Annotated in this window: 19 protein-coding genes; 11 read left to right on the plus strand and 8 right to left on the minus strand. The window is 57.5% G+C overall.

Translation table 11 applies throughout. The annotated features are described in order from the left end of the window. Positions 1–18: 18 nt before the first annotated feature. A complete protein-coding gene (locus AC2FJZ_RS07250; RefSeq protein WP_496776742.1) occupies positions 19–1,239 on the plus strand; it encodes an N-acetylmuramoyl-L-alanine amidase in 1,221 nt (406 codons plus the stop codon). 94 nt (positions 1,240–1,333) lie between these two features. Next, a complete protein-coding gene (locus AC2FJZ_RS07255) occupies positions 1,334–3,823 on the plus strand; it encodes a penicillin-binding protein 1A (protein WP_496776744.1) in 2,490 nt (829 codons plus the stop codon). On the opposite strand, the gene AC2FJZ_RS07260 is transcribed toward AC2FJZ_RS07255, so the two are convergent. After that, positions 3,817–4,650 carry an aminoglycoside phosphotransferase family protein gene (locus tag AC2FJZ_RS07260; protein ID WP_496776746.1) on the minus strand — a complete coding sequence of 278 codons (834 nt, stop codon included), beginning with the start codon at positions 4,648–4,650 and terminating at the stop codon, positions 3,817–3,819. The two genes, AC2FJZ_RS07255 and AC2FJZ_RS07260, sit on opposite strands and share 7 nt — an antisense overlap. A 77-nt stretch (positions 4,651–4,727) precedes the next feature. Between AC2FJZ_RS07260 and prfB the strand changes: the two genes are divergently transcribed. The 4 genes from prfB to AC2FJZ_RS07280 all read left to right on the plus strand — a co-directional run bounded on the left by prfB (position 4,728) and on the right by AC2FJZ_RS07280 (position 8,889). Next, the gene (gene prfB / locus AC2FJZ_RS07265; protein ID WP_496669043.1) at positions 4,728–5,855 is read left to right on the plus strand and encodes a peptide chain release factor 2; all 1,128 of its coding nucleotides are present in this window, start codon (positions 4,728–4,730) and stop codon (positions 5,853–5,855) included. 1 nt (position 5,856) lies between these two features. After that, a complete protein-coding gene (locus AC2FJZ_RS07270; RefSeq protein WP_496776748.1) occupies positions 5,857–6,561 on the plus strand; it encodes a M50 family metallopeptidase in 705 nt (234 codons plus the stop codon). A gap of 104 nt (positions 6,562–6,665) precedes the next feature. After that, positions 6,666–8,066 carry an amidase gene (locus AC2FJZ_RS07275; protein WP_496776750.1) on the plus strand — a complete coding sequence of 467 codons (1,401 nt, stop codon included), beginning with the start codon at positions 6,666–6,668 and terminating at the stop codon, positions 8,064–8,066. Positions 8,067–8,091: 25 nt separating this feature from the next. Beyond that, on the plus strand, positions 8,092–8,889 hold the full coding sequence (locus tag AC2FJZ_RS07280; RefSeq protein WP_496776751.1) for a DUF2189 domain-containing protein: 798 nt from the start codon (positions 8,092–8,094) through the stop codon (positions 8,887–8,889). On the opposite strand, the gene AC2FJZ_RS07285 is transcribed toward AC2FJZ_RS07280, so the two are convergent. The 4 genes from AC2FJZ_RS07285 to AC2FJZ_RS07300 form a co-directional block, all read right to left on the minus strand. Then, positions 8,886–9,605, minus strand: a complete 720-nt coding sequence (locus AC2FJZ_RS07285; RefSeq protein WP_496669033.1) for a helix-turn-helix domain-containing protein — start codon at positions 9,603–9,605, stop codon at positions 8,886–8,888. The two genes, AC2FJZ_RS07280 and AC2FJZ_RS07285, sit on opposite strands and share 4 nt — an antisense overlap. 311 nt (positions 9,606–9,916) lie before the next feature. Continuing rightward, positions 9,917–10,477 (minus strand): acetolactate synthase small subunit, encoded by a 561-nt coding sequence (gene ilvN, locus AC2FJZ_RS07290; RefSeq protein ID WP_050602164.1) that lies wholly within the window; start codon positions 10,475–10,477, stop codon positions 9,917–9,919. Continuing rightward, positions 10,474–11,691 carry a glycosyltransferase family 87 protein gene (locus AC2FJZ_RS07295; RefSeq protein WP_496776753.1) on the minus strand — a complete coding sequence of 406 codons (1,218 nt, stop codon included), beginning with the start codon at positions 11,689–11,691 and terminating at the stop codon, positions 10,474–10,476. Before AC2FJZ_RS07295 ends, ilvN begins: the two co-directional genes overlap by 4 nt. A gap of 144 nt (positions 11,692–11,835) precedes the next feature. Beyond that, positions 11,836–13,587 (minus strand): acetolactate synthase 3 large subunit, encoded by a 1,752-nt coding sequence (locus AC2FJZ_RS07300; RefSeq protein ID WP_496776755.1) that lies wholly within the window; start codon positions 13,585–13,587, stop codon positions 11,836–11,838. A gap of 423 nt (positions 13,588–14,010) precedes the next feature. On the opposite strand from AC2FJZ_RS07300, the gene AC2FJZ_RS07305 reads away from it, so the two are divergent. Both AC2FJZ_RS07305 and AC2FJZ_RS07310 read left to right on the plus strand, forming a co-directional pair. Next, positions 14,011–14,856 (plus strand): HalD/BesD family halogenase, encoded by an 846-nt coding sequence (locus tag AC2FJZ_RS07305; protein WP_496776757.1) that lies wholly within the window; start codon positions 14,011–14,013, stop codon positions 14,854–14,856. A 47-nt stretch (positions 14,857–14,903) separates the two neighbouring features. Further along, entirely contained in the window at positions 14,904–15,287 is a 384-nt protein-coding gene (locus AC2FJZ_RS07310; RefSeq protein WP_050602168.1) for a bleomycin resistance protein, read from the plus strand. A gap of 84 nt (positions 15,288–15,371) precedes the next feature. On the opposite strand, the gene AC2FJZ_RS07315 is transcribed toward AC2FJZ_RS07310, so the two are convergent. Next, the gene (locus AC2FJZ_RS07315; RefSeq protein WP_050602169.1) at positions 15,372–16,019 is read right to left on the minus strand and encodes a response regulator transcription factor; all 648 of its coding nucleotides are present in this window, start codon (positions 16,017–16,019) and stop codon (positions 15,372–15,374) included. Beyond that, the gene (locus AC2FJZ_RS07320; RefSeq protein WP_496776758.1) at positions 16,016–17,449 is read right to left on the minus strand and encodes a cache domain-containing protein; all 1,434 of its coding nucleotides are present in this window, start codon (positions 17,447–17,449) and stop codon (positions 16,016–16,018) included. Before AC2FJZ_RS07320 ends, AC2FJZ_RS07315 begins: the two co-directional genes overlap by 4 nt. A gap of 244 nt (positions 17,450–17,693) precedes the next feature. On the opposite strand from AC2FJZ_RS07320, the gene AC2FJZ_RS07325 reads away from it, so the two are divergent. The 3 genes from AC2FJZ_RS07325 to AC2FJZ_RS07335 all read left to right on the plus strand — a co-directional run bounded on the left by AC2FJZ_RS07325 (position 17,694) and on the right by AC2FJZ_RS07335 (position 22,195). After that, the gene (locus AC2FJZ_RS07325; RefSeq protein ID WP_496669016.1) at positions 17,694–18,776 is read left to right on the plus strand and encodes a TRAP transporter substrate-binding protein; all 1,083 of its coding nucleotides are present in this window, start codon (positions 17,694–17,696) and stop codon (positions 18,774–18,776) included. A 120-nt stretch (positions 18,777–18,896) separates the two neighbouring features. Continuing rightward, positions 18,897–19,823 (plus strand): TRAP transporter small permease subunit, encoded by a 927-nt coding sequence (locus AC2FJZ_RS07330; protein ID WP_496669014.1) that lies wholly within the window; start codon positions 18,897–18,899, stop codon positions 19,821–19,823. A 17-nt stretch (positions 19,824–19,840) separates the two neighbouring features. After that, entirely contained in the window at positions 19,841–22,195 is a 2,355-nt protein-coding gene (locus tag AC2FJZ_RS07335) for a TRAP transporter large permease subunit (protein ID WP_496776759.1), read from the plus strand. A gap of 131 nt (positions 22,196–22,326) precedes the next feature. On the opposite strand, the gene AC2FJZ_RS07340 is transcribed toward AC2FJZ_RS07335, so the two are convergent. Continuing rightward, on the minus strand, positions 22,327–22,716 hold the full coding sequence (locus tag AC2FJZ_RS07340) for a VOC family protein (RefSeq protein WP_496776760.1): 390 nt from the start codon (positions 22,714–22,716) through the stop codon (positions 22,327–22,329). Positions 22,717–22,720: the final 4 nt, after the last annotated feature.

The raw sequence follows: 22,720 nt of genomic DNA on the forward strand, positions 1-22,720 counted from the left end.
TCGGGAAAACTTGAGGCTATGAGCAGGATCTTCTTTTGCATCGCTCTGATCTGGGCGCTGGAGAGTGGCGCGGTCGCGCAGGATTTCAGCGCTCTGGCGCGTATTCAGCCGGACCAAAGCCGCATAACAGACGTCGGGCGCACTGGCGTGCGGGTGGATATCGGCCTCAGCCAGGGGGTGCCGTACCGGATTTTCACCTTGCAGGATCCCTATCGGATGGTTTTGGATTTTAACGAGGTCGACTGGACCGGGCTGAAGCCCCGGGACTTCCTGCAATCGGATCGTATCAGCGGTGTTCAGTTCGGGGCCTACGTTCCGGGTTGGTCGCGTCTAGTGCTGGAACTGGGCGCGCCGATGGCGGTCGAGACAGCGCAGTTGACTGTCGCCGAAGACTCTGGCGCGGCTTTGTTGTCCCTTAACCTCAAAGGCACGGATTTCGACACGTTCAACGCAACTGCGGGCGCGCCACGTAATCCGGGATGGGACCTGCCTGAACCCGCCAACCTGCCGCAAACAGCACCCCGCAGTGCTGACCGGCCCCTTCGCGTCATGCTGGACCCTGGGCATGGCGGTATAGATCCGGGGGCCGAGGTTGGTGAGGTCGATGAGAAAACCCTGATGCTGACCTTCGCACGCGAGCTGCGCGAAGTTCTTTTACGTTCAGGCGGATATGAGGTGGTCTTGACGCGGGTCGAAGATCAATTCGTCTCGCTTGAGCGTCGGATTGCCTTGGCTCATCGGGCCGGGGCGGACCTGTTCATCTCGCTGCACGCTGATTCCCTGTCCGAGGGACAGGCACATGGCGCGGCGGTTTATACGTTGTCCGAGGACGCCTCGGACGTGGCGAGTTCAAAGCTGGCGGAACGACACGATCGCGGGGATTTGCTGTCTGGTGTAGACCTCAGCGGCTCGGATGATCAGGTGGCTGATATCTTGCTGGACCTCGCGCGGCAAGAGACCAGGCCACGCACACGGTCCCTGGCCACAGCGATTGCCAACGGTATGGCGCAGCAGGGCGGCCCGATGAACCGCAAACCGCTGCGCACGGCGTCTTTTTCGGTGCTCAAGGCCGCAGATATCCCGTCGGTTCTGGTCGAACTTGGGTTTCTGTCCAGTCCCAGAGATTTAAAAAACCTCAAGGATCAGGCATGGCGGGCAAAAATGACGCTGGGGATTTATCAGGGGCTTGAGGATTGGCGCCAACAGGATGTGATCCGCAAATCCCTGATTGGCCAGTGACCTTACGGCGCAAAACGGCTAGAATACGCTTGGTGTTTTGACCCTTGGGCGGTGCGACACTATATAGGCACCACCGCGAGAAAAAGGCAGTAACGTGATCCGGTTCATACTTTCGATTTTCGGGGCGATCTTCAGTATCGTCACCTTAAGTATCTTCATGGTCGCACTGGTAATCGGTGCGGTGTTCTGGATGTATGGCCGCGACCTGCCAAGCCATGAATCGCTGGCCCAATACAAGCCGCCAACCATCAGCCGGATTTATTCGGGCGAAGGGCAGTTGATCGACGAATTCGCGCAGGAACGTCGCCTGTTCACCCCGTCCGAAGACATCCCCGATCTGGTAAAGCAGGCTTTTATTTCTGCGGAAGACAAGAACTTTTATACCCATCAGGGGTATGACCCGCGCGGCATTATTGCTGCCGGCGTTGAGGCCGTACGCACCAAGGGCGAAACCGTGCGCGGGGCGTCGACCATCACCCAGCAGGTGATGAAGAACTTCCTTTTGTCGGGCGACCGTCGGGCTGAACGCAAGATCAAGGAAATCATCCTCGCCACCCGGCTTGAGGATACCTTGGACAAGGAACAGATTCTCGAACTTTACATGAACGAGATCTTTCTGGGCCAAAACTCCTATGGCGTAACCGCTGCCGCGCAGACCTATTTCAACAAGACCTTGCAGGAACTGGCCCCGCATGAGGCCGCAATGCTGGCGGCCATGCCCAAGGCACCGTCCGACTATCACCCGGTTCGTCAAAAAGAGCGCCTGCTGGCCCGCCGCAACTATGTTCTGCGTGAGATGAATCAGAACGGATATATCGATCAGGCGACCTATCAGACCGAGGTCGAATTGCCGTTGCGCTCGGTCCAGAACGGCGATTTCGAAAGCTTCCGCACCGCTTTGCCGCCGCGTGACTACTTCACCGATGAAATCCGTCGTCAACTGAGTGAGGATTTTGGAGAAGGTGAGTTCTTTACCGGCGGCTTCACGGTCCGTGCGTCTGTAGACGAAGAGATGCAGGTCGAAGCGGCGCGTGCCCTGCGCGAGGCGTTGCAGAAATACGACCGCTCACGCGGCAAATGGCGCGGCACGGGCGAAATCATTGCAGAAGAACAATTGACCGACGAAGCGCAATGGCGCGAAGCGCTTGCGATTATGGAAATCCCGCGTGACGTCGTTCTGCCAACGCGCTGGCATCCGGCAGTGGTTCTAGACGTGGCCGACCAGCAATTGACGGTTGGTATCGAGGACGGCCCCGCCGATGGCGCCGTCCCGCGCTCGGACATCAAATGGATGCAGGGTGATTTTGCTGCAAACTTCAAACGCGGCGACGTGATCCTTGTGATGGCCGGGGAAGAGGGGCAATGGTCCGCCCGGCAGGTGCCCGAAGTGCAGGGCGGCTTTGTTGCGATGGATGTGAACTCGGGCCGCGTTTTGGCCATGCAGGGTGGGTTCTCGTATCAGGACACTGTGTTCAACCGCGCTACGCAGGCGCAGCGTCAGCCTGGCTCATCCTTTAAGCCTTTCGTCTATGCCGCTGCGCTGGACAGTGGCTATAGCCCGGCCACCATCGTTGTGGATGCACCGATTGAGGTGAACACCCCGCAGGGACTGTGGCGTCCCAAAAACTCGTCAAACAAATTCTACGGACCGACGCCGTTGCGCACCGGAATCGAGCAGTCGCGGAACCTGATGACCATCCGTCTGGCGCAAGAAGTCACGATGCCGGTTGTCGCGGGGTATGCGGAACGTTTTGGCGTCTACGACCGGATGGGGGCTTTCCTTGCGAACTCGCTGGGATCCGAGGAGACGACGCTGTACAAGATGGTGGCCGCCTATGCCATGTTTGCAAATGGTGGTGAGCGGGTCGAACCCACGCTGGTTGACCGTATTCAGGACCGGTTTGGCAAAACCATCTATCGCCACGATGATCGTCAGTGTCTGGATTGCGATTCCACATGGATGGCGCCCGACGAATCTCCGACCCTCGTGACAGATCGCGCGCAGGTCATGGATGCCATCACGGCCTATCAGCTGACGTCGATGATGAAAGGCGTGGTGGATCGCGGAACGGCATCGCGCGTTGTGAACCTGCCGGTTCCGACAGCGGGCAAGACCGGAACCACCAACGAATCCAAGGATGCGTGGTTCATCGGGTTTACCTCGAACATCGTGGCAGGCTGCTACATCGGGTATGACCGCCCGCGCCCGATGGGACGAGGGGCTTATGGTGGCACGATGTGTGGCCCTGTGTTCCAGAGCTTCATGGAAAAAGCTGTCGAGAAATACGGTGGCGGTCCGTTCGAAGTGCCGGAAGGCGGACACTTCATCAAGATCGACCGGTTCAGTGGCGCGCGACTGCCTGACGATGCCAGTGGTGACTATGTCGTTGCTGAATTCTTCCGTGACGGCGTCGATGGCTTTATCGACCGCGTCTACGATGGCGGTTTTGCGATCGGTTCGGACCTGCCGTTGTTTGAGGAAGTGCAGCGCGCAGGCGTACAGGTGCAGACCTCGACAGGTCAGACGGTGACTGTTGGGCCCAAAGCCACGCAGGGCGACCTGAGCACAGGCGGTCTTTATTGATCGGCGTGACGCAGCAGAAATTGAAGCAGGTCGGCCTCTGCATCCTGTGTGATCGGGCCGCGTGATCTCCAATAGATCGACAAGGCACATTTTGCGGCTGCCCATTGGGCCAGCCTGTGCCGTGGTACGTTCATGGCGCGGGCATACAGCGAAAGACAATACTCAATTTGCGTGGGTTTTCGCACCAGGTCGGGCATCCCTTTGGGGTGTCGCAAGGCATTCGCCAGCTCAAAAGCCGGTTCGCCAAAATAGCCTTTGGCGTCAATGATCTTGGGGCCGTCAGGCGTTACAATGATGTTGTCGGGGTGAAAGTCGCCGTGCAGAGCGGTGCGATGGGGCTGTTTATCTAGCAGGGCTTGGGCAAGGGTGGTCGCTTTTTCAATGTTCCGCCTCAGTGACCTTGAGCAGTTGGTGGCATATTGAACAGTGAACAGAGGTGCGAAGACCCTTTCTAATGGCTTCAGCCCCTGCACACTGATTTGCGGTGGTTTATGCAAGCCCTGTGCGGCCCGGGCCAAAAGCTTTACCGCGCGATCCGGATTACCGTTGCGGGCAATGTCCCCCAGGGATGGACCTTCCAACCACTCCATCAGCACAGCACTTGCCGTTTCGTTTACGATCCGAACGGCCCCGCGACCTTGCCAGGCTGCCATCAGGTGTGCGCCGGGGGCCTCATTCCCCCGATCTATACGTCGATAGACTTTCAAAGCCCGGTCAACACCAGCCTGAGCCCTTACCTTCCACACCAAAGCGTGCGCGGTTTCGGATACCTGTGAGATTGGGGTCAAACCCCATCTTTCCAAAATCTCGACCGGTGCAGCCTGCATTCCCGTCCTGCCTGTCTTGTGGTGTCTCGCACCTCTTGCTATCACGCAGGCCTGATTGAGCAAGTTGGGACAAGACCATGCGCGCCGAAACCCAGAACATCGTGACTGAAATCGAAAAGTCGCTAGAGCTGCTGGCGCAGCGTATGGACTATGAAACCGCACCGCATCGCCTTGAGGAATTCAACGCGCGTGTCGAAGATCCGAACCTGTGGGACAACCCCGAGAACGCGCAGAAGCTGATGCGCGAACGGCAGATGCTGGTCGACGCGATCGAGACCTATGAAACCATCAAGACCGATCTCAGCGACAATATCGAGCTGATCGAATTGGGCGAAATGGAAGAGGACGAAGAGGTCGTTCAGGACGCCGAAGCCGCGATCAAGGCGCTGCATGGCAAAGCCGCCAAGAAAGAGCTTGAGGCTCTGCTGGACGGCGAGGCTGACAGCAATGACACGTTTCTCGAAATCAACTCGGGTGCCGGTGGCACCGAAAGCTGCGACTGGGCCTCGATGCTGGCGCGGATGTATGTGCGCTGGGCCGAGAAGAAGGGCTATACCGTCGAGCTGCAATCGGAGACGGGGGGTGAAGAGGCAGGGATCAAGTCCGCCGCTTACAAGATTTCCGGCCACAACGCGTATGGCTGGCTGAAATCTGAAAGCGGCGTGCATCGTCTGGTGCGGATTTCGCCGTTCGATTCTGCGGCCAAGCGGCATACCTCGTTCAGTTCGGTCTGGGTCTATCCGGTGGTCGACGACAATATCGAGATCGAGGTGAACCCAGCGGATATTCGGATCGACACGTACCGATCCTCGGGTGCGGGTGGTCAGCACGTGAACACCACCGACTCGGCAGTACGGATCACGCACATCCCAACCGGAATTGTTGTGACCTCGTCCGAGAAGTCGCAGCACCAGAACCGTGACATTGCCATGAAGGCCCTGAAATCGCGCCTCTATCAACAGGAACTGGACCGCCGGAATGCCGATATCAACGCCGCGCATGAGGCCAAAGGCGATGCAGGCTGGGGCAACCAGATCCGGTCGTACGTGTTGCAGCCGTACCAGATGGTGAAGGATCTGCGCACCAATCACGAAACCTCGGACACCAAGGGTGTGCTGGATGGTGATCTGGACGGGTTCATGGCGGCGACGCTGGCCCTGAACGTTGCAGGCAAAAGCCGGTCCGAGGCGCAGGGCGACAGTTAAGGTGCAAGGCCAGAGCGCTTTCCTGAACCTGCTGAAAGGGCACTGGCAGCTTATTCTGATCACTGGTTCGGTCTTTCTTCTTTGGAACACATCGGTTGTGATTCCACTGAAGATTTTGACCGTCTTCCTGCATGAGCTGTCCCACGCCGTGACGATTCTTTTGACCGGTGGATCTGTCGAGAGCTTTTCGATCTCACCACAGCAGGGTGGAATGGTGATCGGCAGGGGCGGCAACCGGTTTCTCAGCCTGTCCGCCGGATATCTTGGATCGCTTATGCTGGGTATGGTTCTGCTGATCTTTGCTTTGCAGACAAAGGCCGACCGCGTCATTCTGGCAGTTTTCGGCGGCGTCATGTGTCTGGTGTCCGTGATGTACATCCGTGACCTGTTTGCACTTGTTTTCTGCGTAGGAACCGGGGCGGCGATGATCGCCACAGCCTGGTATCTGCGCCGCGAGGTCAGCGACCTTGTGCTGCGTGTGATCGGGCTGACCAGCGTGATCTACGTGCCGTTCGATATCTTTGACGATACGATCCGGCGCTCTGGGATGCGGTCAGATGCGTTCATGTTGGCCGAGGAATTCGGCGGAACCACGATGATGTGGGGCGGGGTATGGTTGGTGTTGAGTGGCATCGCGATCTACTTGTGCCTGCGCTACTGCCTTGGACCCGACAGCAACCTGCATTTTGGTCAGGCAGCGAGGTGAAGCTGTCCAGTGGTGCAGTCAGGAAAAGATACATTTAAACAGTGGGTTTAAATGAGCTGAACTGCTCGCTAGGTTGTTGAAGACCAACAACAGAATGGCGTTTTATGGACCTGACCCGGATATCGGCCAAAGACCTTTTGAAACAGCTGGCAACCCGGCAGGTTTCAGCCACGGACGTGATGCGCGCCACCCTGGATCGCATCGCCAAAGTGAATGGCGAAGTGAACGCTATTGTAGCGCTACGGGAACAGAGCGCGTTGATGGCCGAGGCACAGAGGCGCGACAGCGGCCCAATCACCGGCCCGCTGCACGGTCTACCTATTGCGGTCAAGGATTTGGTCAATGTAGCAGGTGTGGTCTCGTCTCACGGATCGCCATTGTTCAAGGGCGTCGTGCCGGACAGTGACGATCTGATTGCCGCCCGGATGCGGAACGCGGGGGCCATTCTGATCGGTAAGACCAACTCGCCGGAATTTGGATTGGGCTCTCACACGTTCAACCCGGTTTATGGCGCGACGCGCAACCCGTATGACGCAGATCATACCTGCGGAGGCTCGTCCGGTGGCGCGGCGGTTGCCTTGGCCACGGGTATGGTGGCGCTGGCAGACGGATCCGACATGATGGGCAGCTTGCGCAATCCGGCGGCCTGGAACAACGTCTATGGCTTTCGCCCAAGCTGGGGCAGGGTGCCATCTGACCCCGTTGGCGATAACTTTCTGCATCAACTGTCCACGCTTGGTCCCATGGCGCGCAACCCCGAGGATCTGGGCATCTTGCTCGACGTAATCTCGGGGCCAGACCCGCGCCTGCCTTTGGTCTCTGAAAGTGCTCCGGTGTCTCCGGTGGCTGCGGCGGATATGAAGGGGCTGCGGATCGGTTGGCTTGGGGATTGGGGCGGGGCGTTCCCGACCGAGCCAGGCATTCTCGACCTGTGCAAAGATGCTTTGAACGTGTTTGAAGGGCTTGGTGCTGATGTGCAAGACGTGGATCCGCCCTTCGATGCTGAACAGCTTTGGACCAGTTGGATCACGTTGCGGTCCTTCAGCGTTGCAGCGGGGCTGGAGCCTTTGGCCTCACAAAAAGACCATCTGAAAGACACAGCGCAGTGGGAGCTGGATCGCGGTTTGGCGATGCGTGCGATGGAGGTGCAGCACGCCAGTTTAATTCGCTCGGACTGGTTCCGGCGCGCAGTGGACCTGTTCAATCAGTTTGACGCATTGGTCCTGCCATCCACACAGGTCTGGCCCTTCGGGGTCGAGACGCCGTACCCGACCAGTATCGCGGGCCGGGCCATGGATACTTATCACCGATGGATGCACGTCACAGTACCGGTCAGTCTGATCGGTTTGCCCTGTCTGGCAGCACCTGCGGGGTTCGGTTCAAACGGTCTGCCGATGGGGTTCCAGCTGTTTGGGCCACGGGGCGCGGATCAGAAACTACTGTCGGTTGGGGCGGCCTATCACGCCGAAACCAATTGGCCAAACAAGAGACCGGCGATGTCATAACGTCGGACAGGGAGGAGGAGATTATATGGATAAGCCTTTTGGTGTGCCGGAATTGCGACCGGTCGATACCGCCATGCTGCGTACTGCATTGCAGCGCGCGTGGGCTGATTTCCGCCGCGCACCGCTTTTCGGGCTGATCTTTGCGGGCTTTTACGTGCTGGCCGGCTGGGCCATGGCGTGGGTGACTGTGCAGACCGGAACAACCTTCTGGCTGGTGCTGGCGGCCATTGGGTTTCCTTTGATCGGACCCTTCGCAGCGGTCGGGCTTTACGAGGTCTCGCACCGGATTGAGCAGGGTGAGCCCTTGGATATTGGTGCGATCTTTGGGGTGGTGCTGCAGCAAAGCCGCAGGCAGTTACCCTCAATCTGCGCAATCATCGTTGTGATGTTCCTGTTCTGGTTCTTTTTGGGGCACATGATCTTTGCCCTGTTCCTGGGGCTGGCCACGATGACAAACATTTCGACGTCGACCGAAGTGTTCCTGACGCTGAACGGTCTGACCATGCTGGCCGTAGGCACGGCGGTTGGGGCGGTTTTTGCAACCGTCCTTTACATGATCACTGTTCTCTCGATCCCATTGCTGTTGGATCGCGAATTGGATTTTGTCACCGCCATGATCACAAGCTTTTCCTATGTAAAGGAAAACCTGTTCGTGATGCTTGGGTGGGGCGCGCTTATCGCGATTTTGACATTCGTGGCGATGGTGCCCTGGTTTCTGGGGCTGTTCGTGGTTTTGCCATTGCTTGGCCACGCAAGTTGGCATCTTTATCGGCAGATCACGCAGGGCGATAATCCGCAGGCATCCGCATCTGCGACAGGTTAGACCTGCTGTGCAAGATTGTTCGTGGACAGGCGCGCAGCGGCAAATATGGCAGCGGAATCGTGCCCGAGATACTTGAGAACAACAGGTTCCGGAGAGGACGCCTCGGCTGTATTGATGACCGAACCACGCCATTGAACTGCTGTACCTGTCGGGTCCGGTGAGATCAGATAGACTCGGCTGTTGTGACCGGCCCGCTGGGAGGTCAGCATATAAACGGTGTCGCCGCTACCGGCTGCAATCCCTTGTATCTCACGGGCTTGCGGCGTTGCTTCGGGCATCGCCGCGCGGGACAAATATCCACGTATCAAGGTGCATTGGGGCAGTGGTCGGGCGTGCAATAACGTCATGCGATGCTCGTCCGAAGTGCTTTCGATCACCGCATAAAACCCTGGTGAAAAGGCGGATTTTTCAATCGCGTCAGACCCGGACCCCAAAAACTTGGTCAGCGTCGAGGTGGCGGGGTGGTCTTCTATTTTTTCGATTTCATCCAGTGGTTTCAGAAGGATGCGGGCGTCCACATCGAAAAAGCGACAAATCCGATCCAGAACATCCGGCCGGGGAACGCTTTCGCCGGAAAGATACCGATTGAACTGCGTCCGGTTCACGCCAAGCTGACGACACAGGGCCGAGACCGAGCGATGCTGCCGCGCCAATTGACGAAGGTTCGCGCTGAACATATCGCGAAGTTCTTCAGGACTGCGGATGTCTTCGGTCATGGGCGCCCATGTTTAGTTGTTTTTCCAGATGAAACCATCCGAGCACCAAGGCCGAAGCTGGATGCGCATAGATAAATCGTACAGAATGACCCCAAGCAACGTATCCCCACGTCGCGTTGCGGCACTAAAGTTAATACCCAAAAGCGCAAACGCAATAGGGTTTATCCCATTTTGCGTGATCTTTATCTGGAAAAACTGACCCTATGGTAAAATTAGCGCATAGAGATCGTATGAGTTGAATGCGTGCTGCTATCAACTTCAAGGATGTTCCCGCCTTGGATTAAGGAAAAGCTCCAAGGCGGGAAACGTATTTAATCGCCGCGTAGAAGGGCCGCTACACCGGTCCGTGCCACCTCGACCAGACCCAGCGGGCGCATGAGGTCGGCAAAGGCATCGATCTTGTCGGGCGCGCCGGTGATCTCGAAGATGAACGAGTTCAATGTGCTGTCGACGACGTTGGCGCGGAAGATGTCTGCCAGCCGCAACGCCTCGACCCGTTTGTCGCCTTCTCCCACAACCTTGATGATAGCCAGCTCCCGCTCGACCGAGGGGCCTTCGACCGTCAGGTCATGCACGTCATGCACGGTCACGATCCGGCCCAGCTGCGCTTTGATCTGTTCGATCACCTGCGGTGTCCCGGTGGTGACGATGGTAATGCGGCTCAGGTGTCCGGTGTGGTCGACCTCGGCCACGGTCAGGCTTTCGATGTTGTAGCCGCGGCCAGAGAACAAGCCGATCACACGAGCCAGAACGCCCGGTTCGTTCTCGACCAGAACGGCAATAGTGTGCCGTTCCTGAACGTCCGAAAAGGTAGGCCTTAGATTATAGGCCGAATGGCGGGTTGAGCCCTTTACGATATTTAGCGGAGTCATGGGAAAACCTCATCATGAGCAGAGAGTTCGGATGGTCTTCGCAACTCTGAAATCAAAGCACGAAGGCAGACTAGGCAAGCGAGTATCAGAATGGGGAAGAACAACAGGCGAAGAGAAAAAAACGTGCTGTCTCGAAAGGCATCAAACAGGAACGCAGGCGTGACGCCGATCCACATAGCTGCCGCCAGAAGGATACCCCACGGTCGCTGTGTCAGGACGCCGGCCCTCAGCAAAAACAGGGCCGCCATTGCAAGCAAAGCCGCTTCGTAGTGCCAAAGATATGGTGTCGACAACAAGATACCCAGAATGAGCACGGCAACCCGCAGATCAAAGCCAACTTTAGTGCTGCGCCATGCCAAGAAGACGGCGATTGCAGCCAGAGCAGTTATCACCCACTGCAGGATCAATGCGAATAACTCGCCGAAACCAAGGCTTGCCAATAAAGAGTATGGGCTCACCATATAAGGGTTCGAACCGATACCGTCCCTGATTTTGTCGGCATGTACGGACATCATTTCCCGCAATTCCAACCAATATTCGGTGCCGAAAACCAGTGTTGCAAAGACGGATATCGCAATGGTCGTGATGACGGCTGAAGCAATTGTTCTCCAGGCTCCGCAAGCAATCAAAGCAACGGGGATCAGCAATCCCAATTGCGGTTTAAGCGTTAGCAAGCCAATGAAAATGCCAGCAAGAACATAGCGATGATCGCGAAGCGCAGCCAGCGCCGCCAAGAGCCCGGCTGTCCAAAGCGCAGTTGTTTGCCCCAAATACAGACTTGGAAGAAGAGCTGGCGGCAGGGCAAAGGCAAACCATACCGGTAGGATGCCGCCGGAAAAGGGGCGGACGGCCAGAACCAGCGCCAGAATCGAGATGGCAGAAAAAACCGCCCAGGCTTGGGAAAAAGTCAGAGCGCCCAGCGGTTGCATGGCCAGCAGAAAAGCAGGTGGGTACAACCAGGGACCCCACTCGCCTTCCTTGTACGCCTGGTGGACATCGATCAATCGTTCGACATCAAATGCGGCGAGGGGCTCGCCCAGGTAAGCAAGCCGCCCAGCGGACCAGAAAACTTTGAAATCAAAGTTCAACGCCTGTTTCCCCTCAAGCGACAGCTGGTACCAAGCGGACCCTAGAAAGAACACAAACAAAGCCAGCACAAATGCGGGTGCCAGCGTGCCGACTTGCCAACCACGTTGACCGTTAAAAACAGCCAAGTTCTCCTCTGCGCTCGAGGCGCTTGAGGGTATAGACGTGTTTCGGTCACGCATGTTTGTTTCCTTTCGGACTGCGCGCGGCAACGTCAGCGGTGCCAAAAGCCGATCTATAGATCGCTTCGACAAACGCCGCCACGAGAACGGTCAAACCAGCACGGCGCCGCCAGCCTGAATCACGCCCTGCGTTTCCGCTTCACCCAGCAGCATCTCGTTATGCGCCTTGCCTGACGGGATCATGGGGAAGCAGTTCTCGTGCTTTTCAACCAGACAATCGAAGATCACCGGACCGTCATAGTTGATCATCTCCATGATCGCATCGTCCAGATCGGCGGGGTCGTTGCACAGGATGCCCTTGGCACCAAAGGCCTCAGCCAGCTTGACGAAATCGGGCAGGGCTTCGGACCAGGAATGCGAGTACCGCTCGCCATGCAGCAATTCCTGCCACTGACGCACCATGCCCAGGCGTTCGTTGTTCAGGATGAACTGTTTGACAGGCAGGCGGTACTGAATGGCGGTGCCCATTTCCTGCATGTTCATCAGCCACGACGCCTCACCGGCCACGTTGATGACCAGCGCGTCCGGATGTGCCATCTGCACACCGATAGAGGCCGGGAAGCCATAGCCCATAGTACCCAGACCGCCCGAAGTCATCCAGCGGTTGGGGTCTTCGAAGCCAAGATATTGCGCGGCCCACATCTGGTGCTGACCGACCTCGGTGGTGATGTAACGGTCGTGCTTTTTCGTCAGTTCTTCAAGACGTTGCAGGGCGTATTGCGGTTTGATGGACTTTTCACTGTTGGTGAAGGCCAGACAGTTGATCTTGCGCCATTCCCCAATCTGCGCCTGCCATTGCTTGATGGCCGCCGCATCGGTTTTTCGCCCGCGCGCTTTCCAGACCTTCAGGATGTCTTCCAGCACGTGGGCTACGTCACCGACAATCGGGATGTCCACGCGGATCACCTTGTTGATGGACGAGGGATCAATGTCGATATGCGCTTTCTTCGAATTCGGCGAGAATGCATCGATGCGACCGGTGATCCGGTCATCAAACCGTGCGCCGATATTGATCATCAAGTCGCAGTCATGCATCGCCAGGTTGGCCTCATACAGACCATGCATCCCCAGCATCCCCAGCCAGTTCTCACCTGATGCCGGATAGGCGCCCAGGCCCATCAGGGTTGAGGTGATCGGAAAGCCGGTACCATCCACCAGTTCACGCAGTAACTGGCTGGCCGCTGGGCCCGAATTGATGACGCCGCCGCCGGTGTAGAATACCGGCTTCTTGGCGGTTTCCATCGCGGCGACCAGTTCGGTGATCTCTTCCAGATCGCCTTTGACCACGGGCTGATAATGCGACGTCGACGGCCTTGGCGAGGTATACTCGCCATTGGCGAACTGTACGTCCTTGGGGATATCGATCAGCACCGGGCCGGGGCGGCCCGAGGTGGCGACGTGGAAGGCTTCGTGCATGGTTTCGGCCAGCGAATCCGTGTCTTTCACCAGCCAGTTATGCTTGGTGCAGGGGCGGGTGATCCCAACTGTGTCAGCCTCTTGAAACGCGTCCGAGCCGATCATGAAGGTCGGAACCTGACCCGTCAGAACAACCAGCGGGATCGAGTCCAGCAGCGCATCGGTCAGGCCGGTGACGGCGTTGGTCGCTCCGGGGCCTGATGTAACAAGTGCTACGCCGGGTTTGCCGGTCGAACGGGCATATCCTTCGGCAGCATGGATCGCGCCCTGTTCGTGACGCACCAGAATGTGGCGAATGTCATTCTGCAGAAAGATCTCATCATAGATCGGTAGGACGGCGCCACCGGGGTATCCGAATACCGTGTCCACGCCCTGATCCTTGAGGGCCTGAACCACCATCTTTGCGCCGGTCATCTCACGTGTCATCTGCTTTGCTCCGTTCGCGACATGTGTCTTGCGTTCTGCCAAAAAAAAGCCCCCGAGATTTTCGGAGGCGCATGGGTTCGATTATGGTTTTCCGTTACCGGCCCATGCGCGTTTTTCCTACGATTACGACTAGCGTTTTCATCGCCAGAGGCTCCTTCTTTGCGTGCAGGGACATTATGATCGAGGGGAAGGGGCGTCAACAGGCAAAATCGCAAATTTCCTGTCTTGGCGGCGGTATTTTGCGACATTTTATTGCGCAGATTGCCGCGTGTTGGGAACTTCTGGGAAAACGCGGTTCGATTTTCTAGTTTTGAGGTTGCGTTTGGGGGTCTGAAAGCGTCAAGGCGATGTCTGAAACTGGCATGATACGCGCAGGTGACTGCGTCACGCTGGCCCTGAGGGAACACACGAGGGAGGCGGAAAATGCTGCAAGATTTGTTAGATCTTGGACGTTACCCGATCGATTGCCCAGACTCGCCAGCTTATGACCGATTGATCGGGGAACTGAGGCAGGAGTTGGAACAAGATGGATGCGCGGTTCTGCCAGGGTTCGTGCATGAAAAAGGCATTGATCTTTTGGTTGAAGAGGCGAACGCAGTCGCGTCCAAGGCACACCGCTCGTTCAGCCGCACAAACGCGTATTTTACCAAGGACGACACGAGGTTTGGCATCGGTCATCCGATCCGCCGGTTCTATGAGCGCTCGAACGCTTTTGTGCCAGCGGACAGTTTCCCCAAGTCCGGCCCCTTGCGGCGGATTTACGAGTTCGAGGATTTTCTGCCTTTTATTCGGGATGCCCTGGATGAGCCTGCGGACCGTTTTTACCGTTACGATGATCCGCTGGCAGATGTGATCGTCAACGTGGTGGAAGAAGGGCAGGGCTTTCCCTGGCATTTCGACACCAACAACTACACGGTAACACTGGCCATTCAGAATGGTGAGGAAGGTGGCGCGTTCGAATACGTTCCCAATCTTCGCACCGCAGAGGATGAGAATTTTGCTCAGGTCGCCTCTGTCTTGGACGGGAACATGACACGCGTTCACCAGTTGAAGCTTCAACCCGGAGATTTGCAGATCTTCAAGGGGCGGTATTCACTCCATCGGGTCGCGCCGGTAACAGGGCAGCGCCGACGCTATGTCGGGATATTCTCGTTTGTCGAGGCCGAGGGCATGTGTGGCGGAGTCGAGCGAACGCAGCAACTGTATGGGCGGGTGCTGCCGCACCATCATGAACGTGCAGGTCTGCGCAATGACCAATTGCTGGACTAAGAGACAATCGCGGGTAATCTGAAGCTGTTTCCAGTTCGGAGCTTCAGATGCCTGAGATCTTGCAACTCACCCCTTTCGTGCTGTGTTCATCCTTGCAGAACCAGATCGATTTCTACTGTAACCGCTTGGGATTCACCTGTGGATTCAGGCAGGACAATTACGCGTTTTTGTCGCTTGGGCCGGTGGCCATACGCTTGTTGGAATGCCCGCCGCGAGAGGATGGAAGGGCGTTGGGCGATGACCAGTCGTTTTACATTGATGTAGACGATATAGACGGCCTTTTTGAAAGCCTGCGGGCCGGGCTGGCCGATTTGCCCGAGGGGCGCGTACGGCCCCCGTTTGACCAACCTTATTTGCAGCGTGAGTTTCACGTTCTGGATGAAGACGGAACACTTGTGTTCTTTGGCCAGGGTATCAGACCCAGGGCGTGAACACTCCCGCCCATTGTCGCCATGCCTGTGGCGCGTCTCTACTGGTTGGGCCAGGCAGCGCCGCGCGCTGCGTGCGCGCGCAGATCAGAAGCCGACGCCGGTGCCTTGCAGAACGCCGTGTTCCAGCGCATAGCGCGTCAGACCGGCTGTCGAGGAAATGCCCAGTTTGCGCTTGATATTCTTGCGGTGGGTTTCGACCGTACGCACCGAAATCTCAAGTGCCTGAGCGACCTCTTTGTTGGACTTGCCCTGTGCAAGTTCAAGCAGGATCGTCTGTTCGCGCCCGGTGAGTGCTTCGCGCGCGCTATCCCCTTTGGGTTTAAGCGATCCGCTGGCACCAGTGCACAGATATTGCTCACCCCGCATGACGGCGTCGATGGCCTGTTTAATCTCGTCCGTAGGCACATCCTTGAGAACATAGCCTTTTGCGCCGTGGCTGAGAGCCGTAGAAATGTATTCGGGACTGTCATGCATCGACAGGATCAGAATGCATGTTGCGGGAAGGCGTTCCAGAATAATCTCAGTGGCGCTGAGACCGCCAAGGCCGGGCATGTTCAGATCCATCAGGATCACGTCGGGGGCCAGATTGACGGCCTGGTCCACCGCAGCCTGACCACTGCCGAGGGTTCCGACCACGTTAATGTCGTCATAACTTTCAAGGATCGACTGAATGCCCTCGGCCACCATCGGGTGGTCGTCAACGATAAGAACTCGGGTTCTGTCGGCGCTCATGTGCCGGCCTTTCGGTTCGGAGTTGCATCTTCCTGCGGCGGCAGAAGGTGGCTCAGCGGCAGGCTGGCCTCGATAACCGTACCGCCACGCGGTCCGCGTGATGACAGAATCCGCAGGGACCCGTCAAGCTGTTCGATACGTTCCTGCATGTTGCGCAGACCGATGCCCGTGGTGGTGGTGCCGGACTCGGTGCGCAACCCATGGCCATTGTCGGTGATCCGCATGGTCGCACCTTTCTTATGCCCGCGCAGGTCTATGATAACATGCGTGGCCCCTGAATGGCGTTCGATATTGGTTAGGGCTTCTTGTGCAATCCGGTAAAGGGCGATCTTGCTGTCCTGATCCAACCTGTTGCGGAACACCACGGTCGAGAATTCTGTCTCGATCCCGGTGCGGTCGCGGAAATCGTCGGTCAGAGCCTTCAAGGCGGGACCAAGACCAAGATCGTCCAGAACGCCGGGGCGCAAGTCACGGCTGATGCGGCGAACCTCGGTAATGGCGGTGCCAAGGTGATCGATGCCTTTGTCCAGCGGATCGCGCGCGCCCGCACCATCGCCGCGCGACACGCGGCGGCGCGCATTGTCCAACGCATAGCGTACCCCGACCAGGATCTGGCTGATCCCGTCATGCAACTCACGTGCAACTCGGCCGCGTTCTTCTTCCTGCGCATCAAACACCCGCTGGGTCAGTTCCTTCAGCTTGGCATCGGCTAGCCTGCGTTCGCGAATATTCAGCAACATGCCCGAGGCAAAAACAATGAGTACAGCGGCGACAACGATAGCGCCGATATACATGAAGGTTCGTCGCACACGGGCTTCGACCTCAGCCCGCGCGTTAGCAACCGTTGCGACAATATCGTCGATGAAGACACCGGTGCCCACGACCCAGCGCCAGTCTTGCAGCCCGACGACATAGGCAATCATCTGCGCCTCTTCCCCTGTCGAAGGTTTTTGCCACATGAAACTGTGCCAACCCGCCCCCTGACGGGCGAGGCGGATAAATTCGTCAACAATGGGCGTGCCTTCGCTGTCGGTCAGACCCTCCCAATTCTGGTTGATGAACTGCGTCTGGCGTGGGCTGACCAAGTTGGTGCCGTCATAGTCGTAGACAAAGAAGAACCCGTCCTGACCATAGATCATTGCCGAAAGAATCTGGGTGACGAGGTTTTTGGCCACTTCATCATTTGGCTCAGCCCGGCCGTAGATATACGCAAACCCGTTGCGCGCCTGCGTGACGTAGTTTCGCAATTCTTCCTTCTTGGCCTCGATCAAGCTGCGTTCCAGAGCCTCGATTTCGCTTTCGGCGGTTTCACGCGCCTCGTAAGCCACCACTACAGCGATTGCAGCCACGGTGAAGACAAGCGGGATTGCGGCCACCAGTGACAGTTTCTGTGCATAGGTCAGCGAGACCAGAGGACGGAGTCTTTGCATAATCGAATCGATACGCAAGCAGCGGCGAAAATGCAAAAGGAATGGCCCGGATCAGGAAAATACGCTGATTGCAGTGGCGTTCGACAGGATGTTGCCCAATTTTCTGCGGCTATCCGTAAAAGAATGCGCTTCTCTACGTAGTAGTAGGTATTTCCTTTCACATCTCTGTCATTACGCTGGCGCGCACTGAATGCGACAGGTCCGGCTGTGCCGGATTGTGACTATGAAGGGGAGGAATACTCATATGGATCGTCGTTCATTTCTGAAAAAATCCGCGTTGGGCGGCTCGGCAGCGGCAGCAACCGCTCTGGCGGCACCGGCTTATGCGCAGGGCCAGCGTACCCTGACAATGGTGACCTCGTGGGGTCGTGGTCTGGCGGGCGTGTTTGACAGCGCGCAGCGTTGTGCCGACAGCATTAATGCCATGTCGGATGGCAGCCTGAATGTTGAGATCAAGGCGGCGGGCGAGCTGGTAGGTGCGTTCGAAGTGTTTGACGCGGTTTCGTCGGGTCAAGCCGACATGTACCACGCGGCAGACTACTACTTTGTGGGCCAGCACCCGGGTTATGCCTTCTTTACGGCGGTACCCTTTGGCATGACCGCTCAGGAAATGGTGAACTGGTACTACCAGGATGGCGGCATGGAGCTGCATGACGAGCTGGGCGAAATCTTTGGCCTGAAGTCCTTCCTGGCCGGTAACACCGGCGCGCAGGCGGGCGGCTGGTACTCGAAAGAGATCAACAGCCCCGAAGACTTCAACGGTCTGAAGTTCCGTATGCCGGGTCTGGGCGGTAAAGCTCTGGGTAAACTGGGCGCATCGGTTCAGAACATTCCGGGCTCAGAGGTGTATCAGGCACTGTCGTCGGGCGCGATTGACGGAACTGAGTGGATCGGTCCCTGGGCGGACGAAAAGGCCGGTTTCCAAGAAATCACCAAGGTTTACTACACCGCTGGTTTCCACGAGCCGAATGCGGGCTTGTCGCTGGCCACCAACCGCGAAGTCTTCGAAAGCCTGACACCGGCGCAGCAGAAGATCATCGAGATCGCCGCTGCCGAAGCGCACCAGTGGAATCTGGCGCAGTTCCTGGCCAACAACGGTGCCGCTCTGCAGCGTCTGCAGTCAGGCGGCGTCAAAGTCATGGAATTCCCGGACAGCGTTTGGGATGCCTTTGGAACGGCCAGCCAGGAAGTGCTGGACGAAAACATGGGCGACGAGCTGTTCAAAAAGATCCACGACAGCGCAATGGCGTCGTCGGCGTCGTCGTCGGGCTGGCAGGGACTGTCGTCGGGTGTCTATACCGCGCAGCGTAACCGCGTTCGCGGTTAAGGCTTTCTGATCCAAGGAAAACCGGTTCCCCCGCGCGGCGGGGGAACCTTTCCCGTTGCACTAAGGGGTATGGGCAAGCAACACTAATCCCACGTGCAACTGAGACGACCTGGGGACAATATGCAGGACGAAAACGGTATCTCGTTCTTCGGCGCCCTGTGGAATGGACTGGTTTGGTTCATTCAGAACATTGCCGAAGCCTTCTATAATTTCGGATACGCCATCACGCATCCGCAACTCTGGCTGGACTGGTCCGACAAGGCGTCAATCATGCGCTTTGTCTATTACGGTGGTTCGGTCGAGTTCTTCTTTGTGGTGTTCACCTTCTTTCTGGTTCTGACAGCCATCGGGCTGTATTACCGGAATTTCATGTGGGCCATCGTGCGGGGTCTGGAAGGGTTCGCGAACACCACCGGGCGGTTCTTTGCCTGGGCGGGGCTGCTGATGGTGATCCAGCAGATCGTGATCGTATTCATGCAGCGAGTGTTTACGCGCCCTGACATGTCCTTCGGTCTGGGTATTCCGTTCCAGATGGATATCAGCTGGTTTGCGGAAGAACTGAAACTTTACAACGCGATGGTCGTCTGTCTGTGCTGTACCTACACGTTTGTGCAGGGCGGCCATGTGCGCGTTGACCTCATCTACGCCGGCATCAGCCACCGCGCCAAGCGCGTGGTGGATATGTGCGGCGCGGTGCTGTTCATGATGCCCATGGCGGTTCTGACCTGGATGTATGGCTGGTACTTCATGTGGCGGCACCTGATCGTGCCGAAACCGTCGGCCAGTGACTCGCTGGATCGTTTGGTGGCCAAGTCCCGCGCGCTGCGCTGGAACGTGGAAACCATCGGGTTCAGCCCCAATGGCTTTAACGCCTACTTCCTGTTCAAGATCCTTCTGGTGGCCTTTGCGGCCATGGTGTTCCTGCACGCCATTGCCTTCCTGTACCGGTCGTATCTGGAATATGTGGAAGGGCCTGAAAGCACTGGAAAATACCTCGACAAGGACAGCCTTGGTGAGGGTGAAGAAGCCTACGAAGGCGCGCATTAGGGACGGAGAACCAGACAATGCTATTCGGACTTGATGGCGTCGAGATAGGCCTCATTATCGTGTTTTTCTGCCTTTTCGGAGGCATTCTTTCCGGGTTCCCGGTGGCCTTTGCCATCGGTGGGGCCGGGGTCATTTCCTTCGGGATCATCGCAGCGCTCGACAGTGCCGGGCTGTTGATCCATCAGGCAATCGACACCGGGTCGCAAGCCTATAGGGATCTGGTGAATTCCGGTGTCAAAGCGGACGCCGTATCCGTGTTCCGATACCCGGACTTGCCAAGGATTGCCGAGCCGGTGTTTGTCTCGGGCTGGGAAACGGCACTGGACCGCAACGTTTCGTTCATCGTGAACCGTATGAACGAGCGCGTACTGGCGGGGCAGTCTATCGAGACACTGCTGGCCGTGCTGATGTTCGTGCTGATGGGTATCACGTTGGAACGCTCGAAGATTGCCAACGATCTGCTGACGACGATGGCGCGCGTCTTTGGACCGCTTCCGGGTGGTCTGGCTGTGTCGATCGTGGTTGTGGGGGCGTTTCTTGCGGCTTCAACCGGTATCGTTGGTGCGACCGTTGTGACCATGGGCCTGTTGGCTCTGCCAACCATGTTGCGGAACAATTATTCGCCAGAACTCGCAACTGGCGTGATCGCGGCTTCGGGTACGCTGGGACAGATCATTCCACCGTCGATCGTGATCGTTCTGCTGGGTACACTGGCGGGCGATCTGTACTCGACAGCGCAGGAGACGCGGGCTGTTGAGGCAGGGTGTACCGACGCGCTGACCTATCTAGGGGAGCCTGCGGTTGTGTCGGTCGGGACGTTGTTCCAGGCGGCGCTTTTGCCGGGGATCCTATTGGCGCTGCTCTATGCTCTTTATGCGTTTGGATATGCGCTCCTGAATCCGGACAAGGCGCCTGCCGTTGCAATGTCGGGTGGGTCTGGTGAGCCAATCACCCGGTCAGAAGGTCTGACCTGGCTGCTGGGCGCACCGGTTGCGTTGATTGTCGGAGCCGTTCTGCTGGGAAATGTCGGTGTTATCGGCAGCCAGAATGTCTCGGTCTCGGCCTTCTCGGATATCGGGCAGGGCGCGTCCCTGCGCACCAACGTGTCGGAAGAATGTAAAGTAGCAATGATCGATCTACACGGTCAGTCCGCGTGGGATCAGGCCGTGGCCGAGCAGGAAGCCATTGACGCAGCAGGTGGCGCAGCTGAATCGCAGCGCTTGACCGAGGAAGAACTGGCAGCAGCCCAGCAGGAAATGATCGCAGAAGCAGCACCGATTGGAACAGGTGTGGCCGTTGTCGTCCTACTGTTGGGTCTGACCCTGGTTCTGGGCCGTGGGATCGCACCGTCGCGCGCGCCGCAGCCGTTGATCCTGGGTGCGATTGGTTTGCTGCTGATGTTGCTGGTCGATATCCTGATGATCTCGCCCACCACATCTTCTGGTGCGACATTCGTGTTGCTCGCATTGCCGTTCGCGCTGGCCATTTATGGCTGTAAGGAAGCTGCTGCACGCTGTGCGACCAATGATCTGATCCGAGTGGTTTTTCCGCCGCTGGTTCTGATCATCGCGGTGCTGGGGTCGATCCTGGGCGGCGTGACCAACCCGACACCGGCTGCTGCGTTGGGTGCGGGTGGTGCGATCATGCTGGCGGCGTATCGCAAGCTGCAGGATCAGGGCCGGTCTGGCAAAGTGATCATTTGGTCGACCTTTGCCGTGATGATTGCATTGCTGATGGGGGTCAACTTCGATCTGCGCATCAGTCAGGGCAATGTGCCGTTTGAAACCTGGATCGCCTTCATCATCGCATATGCGTCATACCTGTATGCCCTGTTCGGGCTGCTGTTCGGGTGTTGGGTGCTCTATTCCAGCGGAGTTCTGACTCCGGTGGTGCGAGAGACGGCCAAGGTGACCTCGATGGTGTTCACCATCCTGATCGGGTCGCAGTTGCTGAACCTGGTGGTGATTTCCTTCGGAGGGGAGCACTATATCCAGCAGTTCCTGAAAAGCTTTGACAATGAGTTCACGGTCTTCCTGATCGTGATGCTGGTGCTGTTCATTCTGGGCTTTGTGCTGGATTTCCTCGAGATCATATACATCGTGATTCCCATCGTGGGCCCGGTGATCTATGGCGGTTCTTTTGATCCCAAATGGGTGACGATCATGGTGGCGGTGAATCTGCAGACGTCGTTCCTGACACCGCCCTTCGGGTTTGCGCTGTTCTATCTGAGGGGGGTGGCGCCAAAAGAGGTCACGACCGGGCATATCTATCGAGGAATCATACCGTTTGTGTTGATCCAGGTGGTCGGTATTGCGATCTTGTGGTTCTTCCCCTCGATCGTCACCATAGTGCCGGATCTGATCCCGAATTGATCCCGGTTAACAAAATGCAAAGGGGGCCCGGTGGCCCCCTTTTCTTTTTTTGTGTTGGGAAAGGGGCCAGCCCCTTCTTGGCCCGTGGCCAATTCATCCCCGGGATATTTCTGGCCAGATGAAGCGGCGGATCAGGTGAATTGGATCAGGTCCCACCGATTGCCGAAGGGGTCGCGCCAGACTGCGACGTTGCCATAGGGCTCAGAGCGGGGGTCTTCTTCGAATGTGACACCCTGCGCCAGCATGTCGACATGGTCGCGGTGGAAATCATCGGTTTGTAGGAAGAATCCGACGCGGCCACCGGTCTGGTTGCCAATGGCGGCCTCTTGCTCGGGGCCGACGGCCTTGGCAAGAAGAATGGCGCTGCCCTTCGATCCGGGTGGGGCGACCAGCACCCAGCGTTTGCCGGCGCCCAGGTCGATGTCTTGCAGGAGCTGGAACTTGAGTGTTTCGGTGTAAAATGTGATCGCGGCGTCGTAATCGGGCACTACAAGGGCAACCGCGTGCAGGTTCTGCTTCATGGCA

It is taken from the genome of Ruegeria sp. CDSA079 (assembly GCF_059612245.1).